The organism is Pseudoalteromonas sp. SW0106-04 (genome assembly GCF_001293805.1).
Classification (GTDB): domain Bacteria; phylum Pseudomonadota; class Gammaproteobacteria; order Enterobacterales; family Alteromonadaceae; genus Pseudoalteromonas; species Pseudoalteromonas ruthenica.
In genome coordinates this window covers 27,942-45,218 of the sequence record NZ_BCAI01000021.1, presented here as the reverse complement: position 1 = coordinate 45,218, position 17,277 = coordinate 27,942, and the positions used below count along the sequence as shown (strand labels likewise).

20 protein-coding genes are annotated in these 17,277 nt (G+C 47.9%); 6 read left to right on the top strand and 14 right to left on the bottom strand.

Annotated elements, in window-relative coordinates; genetic code table 11:
• Window positions 1-314: 314 nt before the first annotated feature.
• The 6 genes from W04_RS17695 to W04_RS17675 all read left to right on the top strand — a co-directional run bounded on the left by W04_RS17695 (window position 315) and on the right by W04_RS17675 (window position 4,269).
• Window positions 315-890 (top strand): SOS response-associated peptidase, encoded by a 576-nt coding sequence (locus W04_RS17695; protein WP_053911803.1) that lies wholly within the window; start codon window positions 315-317, stop codon window positions 888-890.
• A gap of 228 nt (window positions 891-1,118) precedes the next feature.
• A complete protein-coding gene (locus W04_RS18930) occupies window positions 1,119-1,265 on the top strand; it encodes a hypothetical protein (RefSeq protein WP_157576528.1) in 147 nt (48 codons plus the stop codon).
• 104 nt (window positions 1,266-1,369) lie between these two features.
• A complete protein-coding gene (locus W04_RS19005) occupies window positions 1,370-1,879 on the top strand; it encodes a phosphoribosyltransferase (RefSeq protein ID WP_053911802.1) in 510 nt (169 codons plus the stop codon).
• A 2-nt stretch (window positions 1,880-1,881) separates the two neighbouring features.
• Window positions 1,882-2,562: a DNA-processing protein DprA gene (locus tag W04_RS17685; RefSeq protein WP_053911801.1), complete on the top strand. Its 681-nt coding sequence runs from the start codon at window positions 1,882-1,884 to the stop codon at window positions 2,560-2,562.
• 77 nt (window positions 2,563-2,639) lie between these two features.
• A complete protein-coding gene (locus W04_RS17680; RefSeq protein ID WP_082342282.1) occupies window positions 2,640-3,560 on the top strand; it encodes an endonuclease in 921 nt (306 codons plus the stop codon).
• A gap of 22 nt (window positions 3,561-3,582) precedes the next feature.
• Window positions 3,583-4,269, top strand: a complete 687-nt coding sequence (locus W04_RS17675; RefSeq protein WP_053911800.1) for a hypothetical protein — start codon at window positions 3,583-3,585, stop codon at window positions 4,267-4,269.
• A gap of 21 nt (window positions 4,270-4,290) precedes the next feature.
• Here the strand turns inward: W04_RS17675 and W04_RS17670 are convergent, their stop codons facing one another.
• The 14 genes from W04_RS17670 to W04_RS17605 form a co-directional block, all read right to left on the bottom strand.
• A complete protein-coding gene (locus tag W04_RS17670; RefSeq protein WP_231658199.1) occupies window positions 4,291-4,458 on the bottom strand; it encodes a hypothetical protein in 168 nt (55 codons plus the stop codon).
• Window positions 4,459-4,507: 49 nt separating this feature from the next.
• Window positions 4,508-6,247 carry a hypothetical protein gene (locus W04_RS17665; RefSeq protein ID WP_053911798.1) on the bottom strand — a complete coding sequence of 580 codons (1,740 nt, stop codon included), beginning with the start codon at window positions 6,245-6,247 and terminating at the stop codon, window positions 4,508-4,510.
• The gene (locus W04_RS17660) at window positions 6,248-6,568 is read right to left on the bottom strand and encodes a hypothetical protein (RefSeq protein ID WP_053911797.1); all 321 of its coding nucleotides are present in this window, start codon (window positions 6,566-6,568) and stop codon (window positions 6,248-6,250) included. It lies immediately after the preceding gene.
• The gene (locus W04_RS17655; RefSeq protein WP_053911796.1) at window positions 6,569-7,534 is read right to left on the bottom strand and encodes a hypothetical protein; all 966 of its coding nucleotides are present in this window, start codon (window positions 7,532-7,534) and stop codon (window positions 6,569-6,571) included. It abuts the gene before it with no gap.
• Window positions 7,531-9,657, bottom strand: coding sequence for a hypothetical protein (locus W04_RS17650; protein ID WP_053911795.1), 2,127 nt, complete (start codon window positions 9,655-9,657; stop codon window positions 7,531-7,533). Before W04_RS17650 ends, W04_RS17655 begins: the two co-directional genes overlap by 4 nt.
• Window positions 9,658-9,668: 11 nt before the next feature.
• Window positions 9,669-10,031: a hypothetical protein gene (locus W04_RS17645; RefSeq protein ID WP_053911794.1), complete on the bottom strand. Its 363-nt coding sequence runs from the start codon at window positions 10,029-10,031 to the stop codon at window positions 9,669-9,671.
• Window positions 10,028-13,357, bottom strand: coding sequence for a tape measure protein (locus W04_RS17640; protein ID WP_053911793.1), 3,330 nt, complete (start codon window positions 13,355-13,357; stop codon window positions 10,028-10,030). The genes W04_RS17645 and W04_RS17640 overlap by 4 nt, the downstream gene beginning before the upstream one ends.
• Window positions 13,358-13,416: 59 nt before the next feature.
• Window positions 13,417-14,172 (bottom strand): hypothetical protein, encoded by a 756-nt coding sequence (locus W04_RS17635; RefSeq protein ID WP_053911792.1) that lies wholly within the window; start codon window positions 14,170-14,172, stop codon window positions 13,417-13,419.
• A gap of 2 nt (window positions 14,173-14,174) precedes the next feature.
• Window positions 14,175-14,591 carry a hypothetical protein gene (locus W04_RS17630; protein ID WP_053911791.1) on the bottom strand — a complete coding sequence of 139 codons (417 nt, stop codon included), beginning with the start codon at window positions 14,589-14,591 and terminating at the stop codon, window positions 14,175-14,177.
• The gene (locus W04_RS17625; RefSeq protein ID WP_053911790.1) at window positions 14,588-15,118 is read right to left on the bottom strand and encodes a hypothetical protein; all 531 of its coding nucleotides are present in this window, start codon (window positions 15,116-15,118) and stop codon (window positions 14,588-14,590) included. The genes W04_RS17630 and W04_RS17625 overlap by 4 nt, the downstream gene beginning before the upstream one ends.
• Window positions 15,115-15,414 carry a hypothetical protein gene (locus tag W04_RS17620; RefSeq protein WP_053911789.1) on the bottom strand — a complete coding sequence of 100 codons (300 nt, stop codon included), beginning with the start codon at window positions 15,412-15,414 and terminating at the stop codon, window positions 15,115-15,117. Before W04_RS17620 ends, W04_RS17625 begins: the two co-directional genes overlap by 4 nt.
• Window positions 15,401-15,763: a hypothetical protein gene (locus W04_RS17615; protein ID WP_053911788.1), complete on the bottom strand. Its 363-nt coding sequence runs from the start codon at window positions 15,761-15,763 to the stop codon at window positions 15,401-15,403. Before W04_RS17615 ends, W04_RS17620 begins: the two co-directional genes overlap by 14 nt.
• Before the next feature lie 64 nt (window positions 15,764-15,827).
• Window positions 15,828-16,871 carry a major capsid protein gene (locus W04_RS17610; RefSeq protein ID WP_053911787.1) on the bottom strand — a complete coding sequence of 348 codons (1,044 nt, stop codon included), beginning with the start codon at window positions 16,869-16,871 and terminating at the stop codon, window positions 15,828-15,830.
• A 41-nt stretch (window positions 16,872-16,912) separates the two neighbouring features.
• On the bottom strand, window positions 16,913-17,254 hold the full coding sequence (locus W04_RS17605) for a head decoration protein (protein WP_053911786.1): 342 nt from the start codon (window positions 17,252-17,254) through the stop codon (window positions 16,913-16,915).
• Window positions 17,255-17,277 lie beyond the last annotated feature (23 nt).

The window sequence follows — 17,277 nt, the reverse complement described above, 5'->3', positions numbered from 1 at the left end:
CCCCCTAGAAACAACTGGTTAGAAAGTTCTATCTAGCCTCCTTCAAAATTGCTGTAGTAATTCAGTAGTAATTCAGTAGTAAAATAATTTTTGGAATCATCCTCCAATCCGAGTTTATCGTCATATTTTAAGCCACAAACTGGCTCCCTGACTTTATCAAAACCACCAGCCCAATATTCTAAATTTCTCAATTGTTACTAAGCTATCTAATAAGTATGGATAACCCAATCTAGGTACTTTTTGACCGTTCCTTGTCCAACTTAATATTGCACTGTATATTTAAACAGTATTAAGATTGTGAGATGAGATAGCTTATGTGTGGACGGCTAAACGTTATCAATGATCCTTTATGCGGTATTGTTTCAGAAATTTTAGGGATCAAGTTTGAGGCAAACACTAATACAGACTTGAGACCCACCCAGCAAGTAAGCGTTATAGCGGGTTCCTCCGATGGAATCTATCAATTAAATCCCACTTGGGGTTTGAAAACTTCGTGGTCCTCAAGGCTATTGATTAATGCACAAGCTGAAACTGCAAGAGAGAAGAAAACATTTCGTCAAGCGATGCAAAGTCACCGATGTCTTATCCCCTGCTCTGGTTGGTACGAATGGCGAGACGAAGGCGACAAACGTAAGCAAAAGTACCTATTCTCTGGCTCAAAGGTACACGCTCTTTTTATGGCTGGTATTTATTATCCTAATGATTTAGGAGCACAATTAATCACGCTTACAATTAGACCCAACTCCAAATGCTCACAATATCACGGACGCATGCCTCTCCTTATTCACCCAGAGGATATAGATTACTGGCTCTGGAGTAGCGCCGATGAGTTGACCCCCCTAATGGAGCCCGTACCTAGCCAGGCAATAAAAGTGGATGCTACTTCATGAAAGTGATCTGCTCGATTTGTCGAAAAGAGCTCACACCTGGAATCATTTGGCTTTTAAACGGCCCTGCACACTGGTCGTGTTGGAAAGCTAGTTACTTTAGGCCTATCCATATTGACAGCCAGGCATCATTTGGAGGTATAGGCCCTACTTATTTTGATGCGTTTACAGGTGTAGAGCTCACGAAGCAACAGGTAATCAAACGTATGGCGTTCGGTCTAAGAGAAACTTATGGCTATGACGATAATTTTGTTCGAGCCGACGGTTATATACCTCCCAGGAGAAGGTATCGGTATGGAGAAAGAATTATTACTTTACCTGAAGGTTGCGAGTTTAGCTGGTTATCTTAACCAAGCTAAGCAAAAGGTGGCGATCTAATTCACAAAAATTGTTAGTTGACTATTTTTAGGTACGCGCTAATATTTTGTACGGAATTTGAACTCAACGGAATGGGTTCGTTGAGGCCGACTAAGGGACTAGCTATGAATATTCACCATCTCTCGCGATATAATCCATATCACCAAGGCAACAACCCAGCATTTGACCATGTTTCAGGCATGCTTCTCTCTTTTAAAAAAGGAGAGGCTAAATCAATACCGTTCTGGCTAAGTCGTGTTGAAAAGAAAATAACCGAGCTAGTAGGTAATAAGCCATTCTATGTTGCGACGGTGCCATCAAGTACAAAAGGAAAGCACCATCCAGGCTTTAAACAACTCATACCAAAACTCTCTCAAAAGTTTGATGTATTAAATGATAAAGGTAACCTGATAAAGCGTGACGAATCTATCGACAAGTTAGCCGCTGGTGGAAACCGAGCTATCGAAGTTCACGTAAATTCCTTGTCAGTTCCCACACCTGCTTCTAACAAAAAACCTGTAGTTCTGTTGGATGACGTCACTACTACCGGCAATAGTATGAAAGCTGCAATTTCAAAACTTGAGCGTGCAGGATATACTGTTGTAGCGGCAATAGCATTAGGTAAAACTTCATAAAAATGTTTGATATCACAGAGATACGCAAGGGTGATGCCCTTTACCCAAATCACCTCGCAAGTATCATGGCGCCTCCTCGTACAATTTGGGCGATGGGTAACTTAGAGTTATTGGGAGCTCCCGGGGTTAGTGTAGTTGGTTCTAGGGATGCTTCCTCGACAGGGTTAACAATAGCTCAGCGGATCTCTTCATTTCTAGCTCTCAACAATATCCCCGTAGTATCTGGTTTAGCTTTGGGAATTGATGCTGCAGCACATAAAGGTGCTGTAGAAGTAAATGGTCCAACTATCGCTGTACTGGCGTCAGGTGTTGATATATTTACTCCAAAGTCAAATAGTGCCCTGGCTCAGCAAATATTAAATACCGGTGGCCTTATAGTCAGTGAGCAGCCGCCGGGCAGTCCAGCAAGGAAACAAAATTTCGTACCCCGCAATCGAATTCAAGTTGGGCTCTCTAGTTCGTCTGTCATCGTAGAGTGTGCTGAAAAAAGTGGAACTATGACACATGCGAAATTTTGTCTTGAAGAGAGACATCCATTATTTACTGTTATACCTGACAATGCACCTGCAAATATGAATTTGTCAGGCGCTCGCCACTTAACGTCGATGGGAGCAAAAATTATTAGGTCAAAAGATGACTATTCAGTGTTATTCAACGCGTCTTTGTCCAAGTTGGCTTGGTGAATTTTTCGTGGCTGGCGGTGGTTCTGCTTTTGGTCTAGCCTAACTTTTGTAACTGGCACCTCAGAAAGGACGCAAAAATGAAACCATACATCCTGCCTCTACTAGCATGCACCCTGTTGTTGACAACTAAATCTCTGGCCCATAGTGGTCGAACTAACTCTGATGGGTGCCATAAAGATAATAAATCAGGTGGCTACCATTGCCACAATTCAACTCCACAACCAACATCAACCAGTAAGCTGACCCTACCCCCCTTACCTAGTAACTACCCCACCAGCTTCAGCAATGCTAAATCAAAAGCAGAAAGAGACGTTTATTTTGACCAAGACACAACTTTCTACTGCGAATGTAATTTTGTTTTTGACGACACTCAAGATTTAGATGGTGATGGCAATACTCATGAAACGATGATCGAACCTAGCTCGTGCGGATATGAACCAAGAAGACCAATTACTAATAGCGGCAAGCCAAACGCTAGAGTATCTCGCATAGAGTGGGAACACATTATGCCCGCACATATCATTGGTGGGGAACTCGATGAGTGGAAAAATCGCAAGAATTTTCCGGAATGCCAAGAAAATGATGGCTCTTACCTCTCTGGCCGTGAATGTGCGTATGAATTAGTGCCTCTTTTCAGAAGAGCCCACGACGATTTAGTAAACTTGGTGCCTGCCGTTGGAGAACTAAACGCAGACCGTTCGAACTATCAGTTCGCAGTTATAACTGGAGAAAATAGGCTGTATGGTCAGTGTGATTTTGAAGTTGATTTTGATAAGGACACCGCTGAACCTTCACACGGCGTCAGAGGTGATATTGCCAGAACCTACCTTTATATGGTCCAACGGTATGGCGCAAACATTGATTCGAGCACGTTGGAACTAATGAAACAATGGAATACAGATGACCCGGTTAGCTCTTGGGAGTGTTTAAGAAATGGAAGAATAAAGGACTCGCAAGGATATGGTAACCCCATAGTGACTGATAGCTGTAAACCATAAGATTTGGGAGTTTAGGGGTATAATGGTGAAGTTAGAAGAGTGGATTTTGGGTCTATCAAACCCGCAGGGGGTGTGGATTTTTCTCGCCTTTCTGTTAGGTGCAATCATTATGAAGAAGCAACCGACACAATTGCTTCTTCAGCTTCAGGAAAGAAAAATGAGAGATATAGCTCAAGCAAAGGAGCTATTGGAGTGTACAGCTCTGAGCGACGAAGCTCATAAGCTCCTGAAGGATTATATTGAGACCTATTCGTTCAAAAAATTTTATGGGATTATGACCACTAGTTATGAGAGGAAGAAACTGATGGTTCTTGCAGAGACTCATGAGAAAGAAATTACATGGGTCATGATTAGAAGGGCTTTTCAAAATAGATACTTGGTTATAGAAGACGATCAGCTAACAGTAAAATTAAATAGATTTGATTGGGCCTCATCTAAAGCTAGCTCGTTTTTCGGGTTCGTTGTAGGTATCTTCTCAGTGCTTCAATTATTAGTACTTTCAGGTTCCTCGCAAGACTACTCCCTCATTGAATTAACAGCGAGGGCCATTTTCGCTACTTCAGTGTTTTTATCAGCCTTCTTTTTTAATTCTCTAACATGGCCTTACAAGAATGCTCTCGTTATCAAAAAAATACTAGAGAGTGAGGAAGTGAAGCCGAGCAAAGGGACTCTATCGGAAGCGGATGGAAACTCACCTTCTAGCCATTAAAACTTTGTCAAAAAGTCATTGCTACACTTCTATTTCATAATAAGGTAAATCCGGTGCTTCACCGATAATTTTACCATTTTCCATATACGCATGGCTGGCGACCACATCAGACCCTAAAACGGTTGTTTCACTGCCATCGGCGTGCCTAACTGTGGTGGTGCCATTTGAGTGAACTTGCACCACTTCCACAATTGTACGCCTTGGGTTCGCCAGTATCGCGCTTAGCCGGCTTAAAGCATTAGACATTTTTAACTAGCCCCGCTGTTTGATTGATTGTGATTCGGCCCTGCTTGTCTACTGCGGCGCTTACTGTAACCGTGTCGCATGTTGCCTTATATAGATGCTGGGCATACTGAATGCCAATTAACTGGCCACGTTGTAAGGGCGGCAACTGCGGCATAATTTTCGTCTTTATAGTGCTCTCCTCTTTTTTACCGCTATCGGCTAGCACCGCGCTCCCTCTCTGCCTAGCCGCTTGTATATCTGTAATGAGGCTATCAACGATTTCAGGTGCATACCTATCGCCCAGCGTTTCTCTACGTTTAACGCGACAGCTCACCCCCTCCTGCTCACCTCTCACAAAGGCAACATTAAAATCAGGCTGTCTTATTTCTCTTGCGCTGTGACTGATGATCACCCCTTCATTAAGAACTACATCACAGGTCGCGCTTGCTGTATCCCAGGGCATAACAGGCCACCGTGGTACGATGCGGACTTTTTTTAGAGAGTCATCGCAAAGCACCATAGCCCCAATGCGTTCTGCAGCTTCATTTAGCGCTTCTGCCGGCGCTTTATTCATAATGTTGAAAGCTCGGGCCGGCACTGGAAAATCAATTACTTGGCTATCAAGAGTCCAACCATCCGAAAGTAGGCCGCTCATTATCCCTGCAATTGTTTGCACTGTCTGGTTTGAGTAATTGGCCGGTGCCTTGTTAGGTGAAGCTAACTCAGCAACTCGACTACGCCCACTTGCTGAATATTGATAGTTATTAAATGAAATCTGTTTAGAGGGGCTTTCGGCCCAGGCGTAAAATTCATAGCCGTTGAGCTCGATACGCAGCAACTCGTTAATGGCACGTTCTTGGTCAATGCGTGACATAAACTTTAAATTAACCACGGCGGCGAATTGCCCGCGACTTTGCTGGTGAGTGAATGAACTAAGCATGATCTGCATTTCATCACGCACCCTCACGCACGTAAAAGTTGGTTGCATCAAATAGCTCCTTGCAACAGGCGCGATAATAGGCACCTTAATTTCGTTTGTTGGTACATCGTCCCAGCCTCGCTGATCGCCGCCTGGTAAACCCCAGTAGCACACTTTTTGCGGCTCATCGAAACGCATCGAGATTGCGCCCGTATGGGTCTGGCTTTGCTCATCAAAGCGCAGCTTAACGGCTCCTGGGAACGGGTGCGCGACCCAATAACAAATCCATTGCCACGGATACGGCCCCCAGTGCATCAGCACTGATTGGCCAACTTCATGAGGGCTTTGCCACCACTCCATCGTTGCATCGATGCCGGTGAGTGGGCCTGCTTTCCAACGCCAGGTGAAGTCTGTGCCGGAGAGTGGTGATTTGGTTCGCCAGCGCATGTGCCATGCTGCTTGCTCGCTCGGTAGTAGTGAAGCGTAGCGCCAGGTAAAGTCTGTGCCGGTGAGCGGGTGTGAACTTGAAAACGCTAATTGATAATGCTTGCCAATGGGCTCTCCATTGAGCCATGCGCATTGTATTTGCTGGCCCACAGCCTCGGTAGTCTGCCAAGCGTGTGTGAAGTCGCGCTGCTCGGCCAAGCTTGTCCACCGCTGCGTTGTTGCAGACTCAATCGATTCGCCATTGCGCCAAGGCATATGCCACTCTTGGCCCGTTTCAACAAATACCGGCTCTGGCGGGTCAACCGGCCCACCATCATCGCCGAAGCGCATAATAAGCGGGCTGGTTTTAACCTCATAGCCAGAAGAAAAACGCAGTTTAACGAACATTTAAGCACCTGGTTCGGGAAACGGATCGGCGGGATTAAAAGTGGCCAAGTCCACTGTGGTCGCCTGTACTAAGTCGAAAATCTTGCCGCTATATTGCGCATCGTCATCGAGCATGACCACCATCAATACAGGGTCAACCGTGTAGCTCAGCGGCACAAAGCGGTCAATAATGCCGGTGCCAGTGCTGCAATGAAATAAAAGCCCGCCGGTGTTTCTGTCTAAGAACATTAGCCGCTCAGCTTCTTGTTGTGCATCAACGCGGACAAACCCCACTTGAATCACATTTTCAGGGATGGCGTTCTTGATTGAAACAACGTGCATTTACCATTGCTCCATGTTGATCCAAAGTCCGCTATTGCGGTTACTATTCCCCGCTGGCACTTGCATGTACTGCTGGTTATCAATAGCTTTGGTGAAAGGTTGATACCCCACATTCCTGTATCCCACCTGGCCTGATACAAAAAAGCCAGGGAGCACCGCGCGGCAATATGGCGATACGACGTTATTCATCGTGGTGGCGTTACTATAGGAATCCTCGGCTACCACGTACAGAGGACAGAGAGTTGTGATTTCTGGCTCCGCTGAATAGAGTGAAGAATCACCATTGCCACAATAAATTCCGAAGATACTGCTGGTAGTCATTAACACTGTCGTTTCACCGCCATCTGCAGGGTACAGCTTCATTAAAACCCCTGGGGATGCATCAACCAATTTGTAATTTAAGGTGCCGCTCCAGCGCGTCTGCAGGTTATCTCTTTCACCAGTGAAGGCCGTGAAACGGCCTGGATCATTAGGGATTAATGAATGGAGGTCGCCTGCGAAAAATGACGGGGAATAAGTGGTTTGCTGATAGTTTTGGTTTGCTCTAAAAGGCGTAAAAGCATACATATAAAATGCTGTTGCCGTGCCTATAATCACCCAGTTCTTGGCGGTATAGTCTGGATTGGTTGAACCTGAGTCTATCGCAAAATAGAAGCCTGGGCGCGAAAAACTGCCTTGACTGGCAAAGTCCAAAGCGCTCTGTATCTTTAATGGATCACTTGGCCCATTGCTTGGAGCATCGAGCATCAACGTGCCGCCTGTTCCGCCGCTCGCAGTATCGTTTTGAAAGGCGATAAAAAGCGGTGCTGTTGATTCCTCAGCTATTGTCCATCCTAAAGGCTGCTTAGTGCCATAGCCCTCGACCAGGCACTTTTTGAATATCTCAATATACTCGCTGGGGCGGCCATCAACCACCTGTGGTGCGCCTACATCATCCCAACGATAAACGGTTACTGGTTGCGTCATAGTGAGTCCCTATTGCCTCGTAGTGAAAGTGTGGATTTATCGTATTCGATTGAGCTGTGCCCTGGGTTCACCGCGCGACTGACCATGATGGGCGGTGCTGCAGAAAGCGTTTCAAATAAGAACGCCTCACCAGGTAATAACCCAGCCCCGAATGCTTCTTTACGAATAATGAAGTACGGCGCTTGCACAAAGGGGTTCATCACAATGCAATCATTGAGAATATCGCCCGAATAAACCACGCCTAAATGCTCACCGATGACTCGGTAAGCGGTTTCGCTGTCAAATACCACCGCCCAGCGCTGATTGATGGCGCCAAGGTTAGTCATTTCAATTGGGTACTGGGTTGTATTGAGTGAGGCACTGCCAGGCGGTGTGCTGGCCCCAAAATCGTTTTGCCAGGCGGCAATGGTGCGCTCATCCTTCGGAAGCGCTTGTAAATCACCGAGAACATACGCGCTAGAAATGCGTGAGCCAGCTGGGTATGTGCGCGTAAGCGGTGTTAAAAAACGCAGCTCTTTATCATTGATGTGGTCGACGGTCACAAGCTCAGATTGCACACTTGTTATGGTGAACGGGCCAGTAAACGAGCTAATACCCGCATTAATTGTGACAAGGCCCGAAGTCTTGTCATAGCTAAAGTTGGCATCATCGGGCGTGTAAAGTCGCTGCCAGTCTTTATCGTAGAGCTCAACGTGTGCCGCCTCTTTGAGCACTTGCACGGTGTCACCTTGGCCAAGTGACGGGCGCTCAACTGCGTCATGATGTTGAATGCGCACGATATTGTTCACATGGAAAATTGAAACGCGCCCGTTATTGGGGAGACTGTTCGGGTCAATGTGCAGCCAGTCTGCGTCCATCACATGCTCTTCTAGCCAGTCTATGTCGTACTCGAGGTGCGTGATATCGACACCCGTGGCCGCTGATAAGCTCACATCGCCATTGGCGTTGATGGTGCCGTTGATGTTCGCGTGGGTGATTTCCCCCGTATCGGTTGCGCTGACGCTAAACTGAGAGCCGTTTGCGAGTGTGCATCGCAAGTAAAACGAGTTCATCACAAACGACTCTGTGCCCACGTTAAATGAAAACTCGCGGCGGTAGCCCTGGTTCGTCGCGTTGCGCATAAAAATCACTGCGCCCAAATCATCGGCTTGTGTTCCGACAGTGTCGACATTGGCAGCTGGCGAAAGCTCGCCGGTTTCATAGTTACCCTGGGCAAATGGCGCACCTTCACTATCGTAAAACACGCCAAAGCCATTATCAGTGTATACCGTTGTATCTCCGGCTTTTTTTATGCGCCACGTTCCAGGCACAACCGCCTCATCAGCACTGAGTGTCATTGTGTTATCAAGCGCGTATTGATGATAGCGATAGTCATCGCTTGAGTAGTAATAAAAGTAAAATGAATTACCCGCGCCCAATGCCACTTGTAGCGCTGCACTCGCGACACCATCGGTGACTGAAAGCTGCTCCGCATCCTGACTGTTGTCTATCGGTTCCAACCGCTTCATACCGCCAAAGCGCCCGTAATATTCAGCGCGATAATACGGTTTTAGCGTGAATAGGTCGGGCACTTCAAAACTAAAGAATGCAATATCATTCGTTGTCGGCGCTTCAAAGATGATCTGACGTAAGAACTCGGTGCCGTTGGTGCTCGCACTGTGGCGATACACTATGTTTTTAATTTTTGGCACTACGCGCTGCGTCACCGGCAAAAGCGGTGTCTGCGTTTTTTCAACTAAAGCCGATTGGCCAGAGGCCTCAGCTGTGGTCAGCGCAACACCGTGATAGCGCGTATCAGGGGCCGCTAGCAGCTGGCGCATTTCGGCCATTTCGGTGGTGTCATTGAGTGCCGGCGCTTCTATCACAAGTGTACTGACCAGCTCATCATCTGGCTCATCTGATACAAAGATGTGTGCATCTTGAAAGCGCGCTTGGTCAGCGGTGGCCACGGCGGGGTAAAGCTTCACTAAATCGAAAGAGCCGCGCGCATGGTCAACATCAGAAATCGAGCTAAATATATCGTTAAGCTTGCCGTTCACCACTTCAACGGGGGTGCGATGGCCACCGGCGAAAGGCGCATTGCCCAGCAGTTCAGGTTTGAATATTTTAAGTGCGTTGCGCATTTAAACCTCGTTTAAACAGTAATAAAGTGCAGCTCAACTTTCGAAAAGTGATCTGGATCTGCATCAGAGTAGTTTTTTAGTGGGGTAGCATTGACAGCTACGGGGTTGTGGTGCCATTTAACTTGATAATTAACCCCGTTAACGGTCAGCGTAAACGGGCCAAGGGTGGTCCGAGAGTGCTCGATCACATTTAAAATAGGCCCAGCGGGCTCAACCTCACCGACAAAGGTAATAGGCCGGCCCACATCGACGAGAGTTGATTCGATATGCTGAGCACCATTGCAGCCTCGCTCGTATTGTTGAACCACTCCCGACCATGCAAACCGGTTAGCCCACGTCATATTGCTAAAAGAAAACCCTGCAAAGGCGATCATGTTGTCTCCTGGATTTGCTCAAGTTTTGAAATAAAGCCATCATCGGCCAGGGCTAATAGCTCCTGCAGCTCATCACCGAATACGACTTGTAAGCGCACAATCTCACCTCGCCCCCGTACTGCATCGCTGAAACCATTTAATGCCTCGACAAGCTCAGTCGGCGCACCCGTTGCTGCGGGCTCGCTATACCTAAGTGGTGGGGTCGGTTGTGTGGCGGCTTGCTTGGCTTGGCGCTGCTGTTGTTGCTCGAGAATACGAGCCTGACGCGCGGCCTCCTGTTGCGCTTTGATTTGTTGCCGCTTATTGTTAATTTCCGTTGTCAGCTGGCGCTTTTGCTCGCGTGACACATAAGTCAGCATATTGTTGATGCGGTTATAGAGCTTCGACAGCTCATTAAGCGAAGTCGCGCCGGCTATATCGCTTGCAAACTTTTGATACTCACGGGCAATAGCTTCTTCATAAAGGCGCTTTGAACGCTCGGCTTTTACATCGTAGGTAGTAAATGAACGTGTCGCGCGTGATTGATTCGGGGTGGCCCCTGATTGCATCGCCGAAGTTCCCCCACCGCCCGAAGTGGGGTAATAGCTATTGCTTGATGCGCTTTGCGCGCTGCTCGCCACTTTGTCTAAAGCGCGGCTTTGTTTATCAAGTTCGCGGGCGCTCTCTCTTGCCGCCTTGGCCTGCTCCTTTGTTGCTCTCGTTCCTTGTTTTGTGGCATCCGTAGCGCGCTCTTGACGATTAGAGAAATCACCTAACAGCTCATTCACCACTCGCAAAACTCGCCCAATCTGATCTTTTTCAAAGCGGTATTCGTCAGCTCGGATTGTGCCGGCTTCATAGCGACCATTGAGCATATCCATGCGCTCCTGCAGACGCTCTTTTTGCAGCTCAAGATCAAACAGCGTCGATTCCTCGGCGCGCATCACTTCGTTGAGTGCCTGTGTCTGCAGTTCTAAGCGCTGCTCTTGCTCTGTTAAATACTCCTGGGCCTGGGCTTTTTCTAGCGTTGTTGCGGTGTTACTCGCTAACACTAAGCGGTTTTGCTCAATGGCTTCGGTCGTGCTGGCGATATCCGTTTTAAATCGCGTCACAGCGGCGCTGTTATTGTCAGCCACCGGGGCTAATTTTTCCGCCTGAGCAATGAGGTTTCTCAGTTCATTGGAGAGCCCCAAAGCGGCGGCAGCGGCTTCAACCGTGGGCGGTATGCCTTGTCGAGTGGCGGTTGAAGTATTGATAGCAGCCTCAGCCCATTTCATATAAGCCTGCTCAAGTTCATAGACACCCACGGCCCCCTGTGCATGTAGCTCTTTAACTTGCTCATATACCGACTTCGCTTGCTCTTGCTGCTCTAACAGCGATTCAGTGCTTGTAATGCCGGCTTTGCTTAAAAGTACACTGATATCGGTGGCAGCGGTCGTAGTCGCTTTTTTTAACGCGTCAGTCGTTTGCTTTGCTGCCTGGGTCTGTTTATTTAGCTCTGTTTTGACTGTTTGAGTCGTTTGCTGATACTGCTGGCGGGTGCGAGTTTGCCCCGTTTGGTTAAACTGCTGCCACGCCGCGTCAAGGTCGCGGCCATCCTGCAAAATACCTTGGTGAAAACCATCACTGACCGCCTTGAGCGCATTCGCCTGGTGCTGGGCTTTTTGCGCCCACTCATCGGCTCCCACAAAATCAAGGGCACTTGCAAAGGCATCAGTCATGCGCCCAGCGTATTCGGTGCTCACCATTGCTGCGGTCTTAATGCCGGCAGTAAAGCCATTCCACACAATGCGCATGGCTCCAACTACGCGCTCCGCTCCCGTCAAAAGCGCATCAACATTCTCAATGAGCGATTTAATGGATGCGCCGCCATCGCGTATGATAGCCGTGAAAAAGTCACTGATTTTTTGTGCTGCGCGGTCTATCGTGCCGTCGTTAACCATGCGATCAAACTGCGCGTTAAGCTCAGTCATAAACTGGATAGCGACACGGTACACACCACTATCAGCGATGCGCATTTTGAACTGCTCCCATTTATTTGAAAGCAATGTTACTTGACCAGACAGGCGTTCAAGGCTGCGAGCGGCCTGCCCTTCTGATTGACGGCCCATTTCCTCGAACAACTCGCGGATCACATCACGGCCAAGCTGACCTTGTGAGGAAAGCTTTTGTAACTCAATTGTGTTTTTACCCGTGACCTCGGCCAGCATATCCCATACCGGCACGCCCCTTTCAACGAGCTGCAGTATTTCCTCACCCTGCAATTTTTGTTTGGCCCAGGCTTGGCCCACGGCCAGGATGATACCGTTTAGCTTTTCCTGGCTCCCCCCTAGCAAGGCGTTGTAGTCAATGAGCGATTGCATTGAGCCGGCCATAGGGTCAAGACCAAAGGCTTTTAATTTTACAAACGATTCTCTGGCTTGTTCGAGGTTTGTGCCTGTCTTATTTGCGAACTCATTGATCCACTGCGTAGCCTGCTCACCAGCTTCAATGCTCCCCATGATAGAGGTCATTTGGGTTGCAAAAGCCTCGGCCCTATCACCGGCACTGAGAACGCCAAGCAAACTCTCTTTGAACTTATCAAGTCCTACGTATGCAGCGGCAAACGCAACCAGGTCGCGGGTCGCATCGCGAATGCTGCCACCGTAGTCACCCGCTGATTTGCTGGCGCGTTCCATTTGGTCGCGTTGCTTTTCAAGCTTAGCGGTGGCACTGGCGATTGAGGCTTTTGCAGCATTTTGTTGGCGCTCTAGCTCCTGCAGCTCATTGCTAACATCGCTTAAATCCGCCTCAGTTTTGCCCAGTGTTTTATTGAGCTTTTCAAACTCGGCTTTATTTTTATTGAGGGTTGTGCCAAGTTTGCCCGATTCGCTTCGGGCCTGTTTAACTTTGAGATTGTGATCAGCTAAAGAACGCGATGACTTATCGCGAGACTGTCGCAGACGCTCAACAGCTTGACGCTGTTGCTCAATGTCACGCTGCAACTGGTTGTTTGTTGTGGTGCTGTTGCGCTCTTGGCGCTCTAAGTCAGCGAGGGTTGTTTCTGCATTGCGTAGCTCACTATTGAGCTCTTTGACTTCTGAACGAGCGAGCTTTTGTTCTTCTTTATATTGCTCAAGCTCTACACTAGCCTGCTTATACGCTTCTTCTGTTTGCCCCAGCGTATTATTGAGCTCATCAAAACGCTTTAACGCTGCCTGCTGCCCTTCAATGTCTGAAAGGCGCTCATTCATTATATCAACCGTGCGTTCTAGCTCCTGTGCAGTGCGCTGGGCCTTGTCTGCGCTAGGGGTGAATAGATCACGCCCTTTGATGATGAACTCAACAACGGTATTTTTGAACGACATATAATTTACCTACAAAAAAGCCCCGATGGACGGGGCTTTGGTTGGGACAGCATGAGTAATTAAACGGGGTCTACGACATCCATTTTGTAGTCGTATGGTTTATCACTGGGCACTGAGGCCACCCCTTCGAACTCTGGTGACATAAACTCATTTTGTAGCAAGTTAATGGCTCCGCTTGAGCTCATCTGAGCCAGTGGAATGTCCAGTGCAATAGCCTCATTGGTATCAACATTCTCGCCTACCAGAGAGATATGCCAGTTTACTTCCTGGACTTCCCCCCCTGTGATAGATGAGCCAGCCCGAGCCAAGGATTGAAAGTCGACAGTCACATCTCCGCCGGCCTCTAACACGCCGCCTTTAAGTGGGCGAATCAGCCCGCCGGCCCAATGAACTTCGTAATCAGTATTCAGTGTTAACGGCTCTGCACCGCCGTTATTCACTGCAAAGCCGGTCTCAGTGATCTGCTTTGCACCCAGGGGAGTCCAGGAACCATCGCCATGTAAGGTGATCGCTTTGCCAACTGCATTGACCGGCGCAGCATTAAGCTCTGATAGCTCAGCGCCCAAGGTTTCCGCCAAAACTTTAGCCTCGATTTCATCGAATTTAAGCTTAACCTTGGTCGGTTGGGCATCTTGTACTTTGCCAAGTGACTTGCCATAAGTCGGCTTATTATTTGACGTTCTCAAAATCTCTGACACATCAGGCTCGAGGGAGAGTTCTTCGGCGTTAACAGGGCCGACCGCGCCACCTAGGGGCACACCTTTTTTATTGACTCGGGTTAGAAACACCTCGCCGCGCAAAATAAATCCACTCATAATTAATGATTCCTGTAGGTTACTGTTAGGGTAAAAATTGCCTTAGCACATGGGTCATGTGACTCAGGCGGCACAAACTTGATAGTCTCGGCATGCTTAAATTCCAAAGCATGACCATTGAGCGCTTTATTCACACCCGATTGGGAGCCATCTATACTTTCATCAATGGCCTCAACTAGGCTCACAAGCGTTTCATCGGGAGTGGTGTCGGCTCCTTGCGATGAAGCTCCTGGTGTAATCAAAATGGCGATTACTTCGATGCTTTTAGCTTTTTTATCTCGCCCGAGTGTAGCCGGCTGAATGATCACCTTTTTTGTTTCACCTGGCACCAATTGCTGAGGCACATAAAACCCGCGTTGTGCGGGGGCAAATCCTCCAAAAAAGGCCGTGACTTCATCGAGTATTTTATTCGCGCTCATAGTTCTCTCTGATAACGTTTTTGAATATGTTGCATTACTTCGGGATAGGCTTGCTCGCGAACGTTAACCAGCGCGCCAGCCACGCTTGGCCCATACGACACATCAGGTATTTCACGCGATAAGTCGCCTTTTTCACGGTAGGCCAATAAGAGGTTGTTATTTTTTCCAACAAACGTGAAAGCACCGCCCCAATGGCTCGTTTTACCGCGCAAGAACGCGCCCATATACCCGTCTAAAACCATCTTATTCGGGGTGCGAGGGTTCTTTGATTGTCGATATACGGGCTCTTCAACAAAGTTGATTGCGTTGGTAATGCGATGGCGGGCAGACACGCGCAGCTCTGCGAAGCGATGATCCACGCTCAATGCAAGCCGCTGCGAAATATAGTCTCGCATCTTAAAAGCGTAACGATCATAAATTGCGTTGACCAATACGCTTTTCGCATGCTCACCTGAGCCTGTGACCGCACTGGCCAGCGCTGCTTGCTGGGCTTTTTTCAGCTTGCCAATAGTAGGGCTTAGTTTCATATCACTATAAACGTTGTTGATATTTCGTCGCGCTCATAAAGCTCGGTAAGCTGATATGATTTACCTTCAACCTCGCACCAGCTATGCACATTGGGTGAGCATTGAGCATTTAAAAATCGAATGACTGTTATCTGCTCTCGCTGTTCACCCGAGTATGGATCTTGTTTGGTGCGAAAACGCTTATCTAGTTCGACAGTGATAGGCTGGCCCTGGTACAGGCCAGCTTCACCGCTGTTGAGTATGCACTGCTGCTCAACAGCGAGGCTTTGAGCCAGTTGCTTTTTAAGCAGACTCATAAAGGCTGATACCTTTGATCTCGGCAAGCTTTTTCGCCAAATCAGCCGGCACAGTATTTTTGCCTGGCTTCAATTCAACATCGCTGCCATTCACAGTCGTAATAACAACAGCGTTTCGCTTGTTATAGACAGCCACCGGTTTTGCTGCACCGTCACCTGTGCCAGTACCGTCACCTGTGCCGTCACCAGTACCTTCACCGTCATCAGTACCTTGCTTACTCAAGGCTTCTTCAAGCTCTTTGATCTGCTTACTGAGTTTAGTTTTCGTGCTCTCTGGTTCGATATCTTGACCGAGTGCCAAGGCTAATTCAGCGACTTTCGCTTTTAGATCTGCAATATCTTGACTCATAATTGATTCCTTGTGAGTGAAATAAAAAAGGCCGCGATAGCGGCCTATTTAGGTGTGTGGTTGGTTAGGGTTCTAGTTTGATAGTCACGCTATCATCGGGGCTAATATTCGCCATGAGAGGGGCTGATTTAGTGACTGTATAAGTGCGCGCCACATCGCCGGTCGTTTTATACAGTTTCGGGAAACGGTCTGTTTCTGACATACCTTGCTCGATAGCATCATCATCCATAATTGCACCGTACAAACGAGCATGCTCAACCCCTGTATGGCTCATGAATAATGTGTAATCATCAAGGTAATAATCTCGCGTACCATTCACCTTGCGATAACCCTTGTAGACAACGATCATCACATCGCCAAGATAGCCTTTGATAGACACATCTTTGCCTAAGTCTTTCAGCGATGTTTCTAACTGCGAGTTGGAGCCACGGCGAGTGTCTAACTTTTCGTTAAACTTTTTAAAGCTCTTCAGTAAGCCCCACATTTTGCCATCTAATACGATAATATCGATGGCCCCGTTTGAGCGTTCTGCATATTCTTCAATTTTTTCGCAAGGGTCGAAAGTTGCCTTATCTTGATTCGTCCAAGACGCGGCCCCAGCTAGCACAATGTTGTTTTCAGGAGAGCGCCCAAAATCAACATTTAAAGGTTCTGGCATTTCCTCACCATCACAGGTGTAATTACCGTCAACGAGCGCTTTTACTGCCATCCATTCCTCGGTTTGTTTGATGGCTTTTTCTTCATCCTGAATATTCTGCACAATGATGGCGTTGCGGCGTTGCTGCAAGCTCATCTCACCGCCCATGCCCTCACCTGGTCGGCGCTTTACCACTTTTTTAGGGTCAACATCGTGCTTAGGCTTTAACGAGGCCGGTTTAAATGAGGTGGTGGTGTGGCCGCGTGTCTTGATGACCTTGCCATCAACCTCGGGGGCAATAAACATCGCAGCATTAACGCTTTCATCTACTTGGTCTAGATCGACTTCTTCTGTATCAAAGGTATACATATTCTTAAAGAAGAAATCTAAAAAGAAAGTTGAGATACGAGCACGTTTGCGGCTTACACCAAGTAGCGCGCGAGGGCTATTAATATTCACTTGTTCTGTCATAGTCTTACCTTAGTTAACAATGGGGTGTGGAGCATTTTTGGTTAGTCGAGGGCCGCTTTCAGGTGGATATCTGTGCCATCAAAAGCACCAAGCTTTTGAGCGGCGGTGGCCGCTTGTGGCCAAGCGATTTCGTCAGGGTTAAAAGTCCCGCCAATATAGTAAGGCCTGCTCTGCTCGCCCGAGGTGGTATCTAGCGGCCCAACCGTTAGACCAATAGCGATTTGGCTGCCATCGGTGCCGGCGGGGTTCCATTTGGTTAGTTTGCCCGAGTCTTTAATGCGAGCAATCGGGGTAAGCGCTATTGCCGTGATCGCAGCAACGAACACGCCTACTGCTGTCGGGGTTGCACCTGAGCCGGTAATTGGTTGTTTATGTTTATTCATAGGTAAACTCCTTATGAGAATGG

Bases quoted from the DNA above. Each gene is read 5' to 3' on its own strand.
- W04_RS17650 (WP_053911795.1), bottom strand. From the start codon at position 9,657: ATGCGCAACGCACTTAAAATATTCAAACCTGAACTGCTGGGCAATGCG.
- W04_RS17640 (WP_053911793.1), bottom strand. From the start codon at position 13,357: ATGTCGTTCAAAAATACCGTTGTTGAGTTCATCATCAAAGGGCGTGAT.
- W04_RS17605 (WP_053911786.1), bottom strand. From the start codon at position 17,254: ATGAATAAACATAAACAACCAATTACCGGCTCAGGTGCAACCCCGACA.
- W04_RS17615 (WP_053911788.1), bottom strand. From the start codon at position 15,763: ATGAGTCAAGATATTGCAGATCTAAAAGCGAAAGTCGCTGAATTAGCC.
- W04_RS17655 (WP_053911796.1), bottom strand. From the start codon at position 7,534: ATGACGCAACCAGTAACCGTTTATCGTTGGGATGATGTAGGCGCACCA.
- W04_RS17665 (WP_053911798.1), bottom strand. From the start codon at position 6,247: ATGTTCGTTAAACTGCGTTTTTCTTCTGGCTATGAGGTTAAAACCAGC.
- W04_RS17695 (WP_053911803.1), top strand. From the start codon at position 315: ATGTGTGGACGGCTAAACGTTATCAATGATCCTTTATGCGGTATTGTT.
- W04_RS19005 (WP_053911802.1), top strand. From the start codon at position 1,370: ATGAATATTCACCATCTCTCGCGATATAATCCATATCACCAAGGCAAC.
- W04_RS17625 (WP_053911790.1), bottom strand. From the start codon at position 15,118: ATGAAACTAAGCCCTACTATTGGCAAGCTGAAAAAAGCCCAGCAAGCA.
- W04_RS17620 (WP_053911789.1), bottom strand. From the start codon at position 15,414: ATGAGTCTGCTTAAAAAGCAACTGGCTCAAAGCCTCGCTGTTGAGCAG.
- W04_RS18930 (WP_157576528.1), top strand. From the start codon at position 1,119: ATGGCTATGACGATAATTTTGTTCGAGCCGACGGTTATATACCTCCCA.
- W04_RS17610 (WP_053911787.1), bottom strand. From the start codon at position 16,871: ATGACAGAACAAGTGAATATTAATAGCCCTCGCGCGCTACTTGGTGTA.
- W04_RS17675 (WP_053911800.1), top strand. From the start codon at position 3,583: ATGGTGAAGTTAGAAGAGTGGATTTTGGGTCTATCAAACCCGCAGGGG.
- W04_RS17685 (WP_053911801.1), top strand. From the start codon at position 1,882: ATGTTTGATATCACAGAGATACGCAAGGGTGATGCCCTTTACCCAAAT.
- W04_RS17630 (WP_053911791.1), bottom strand. From the start codon at position 14,591: ATGAGCGCGAATAAAATACTCGATGAAGTCACGGCCTTTTTTGGAGGA.
- W04_RS17680 (WP_082342282.1), top strand. From the start codon at position 2,640: ATGAAACCATACATCCTGCCTCTACTAGCATGCACCCTGTTGTTGACA.
- W04_RS17635 (WP_053911792.1), bottom strand. From the start codon at position 14,172: ATGAGTGGATTTATTTTGCGCGGCGAGGTGTTTCTAACCCGAGTCAAT.
- W04_RS17645 (WP_053911794.1), bottom strand. From the start codon at position 10,031: ATGATCGCCTTTGCAGGGTTTTCTTTTAGCAATATGACGTGGGCTAAC.
- W04_RS17660 (WP_053911797.1), bottom strand. From the start codon at position 6,568: ATGCACGTTGTTTCAATCAAGAACGCCATCCCTGAAAATGTGATTCAA.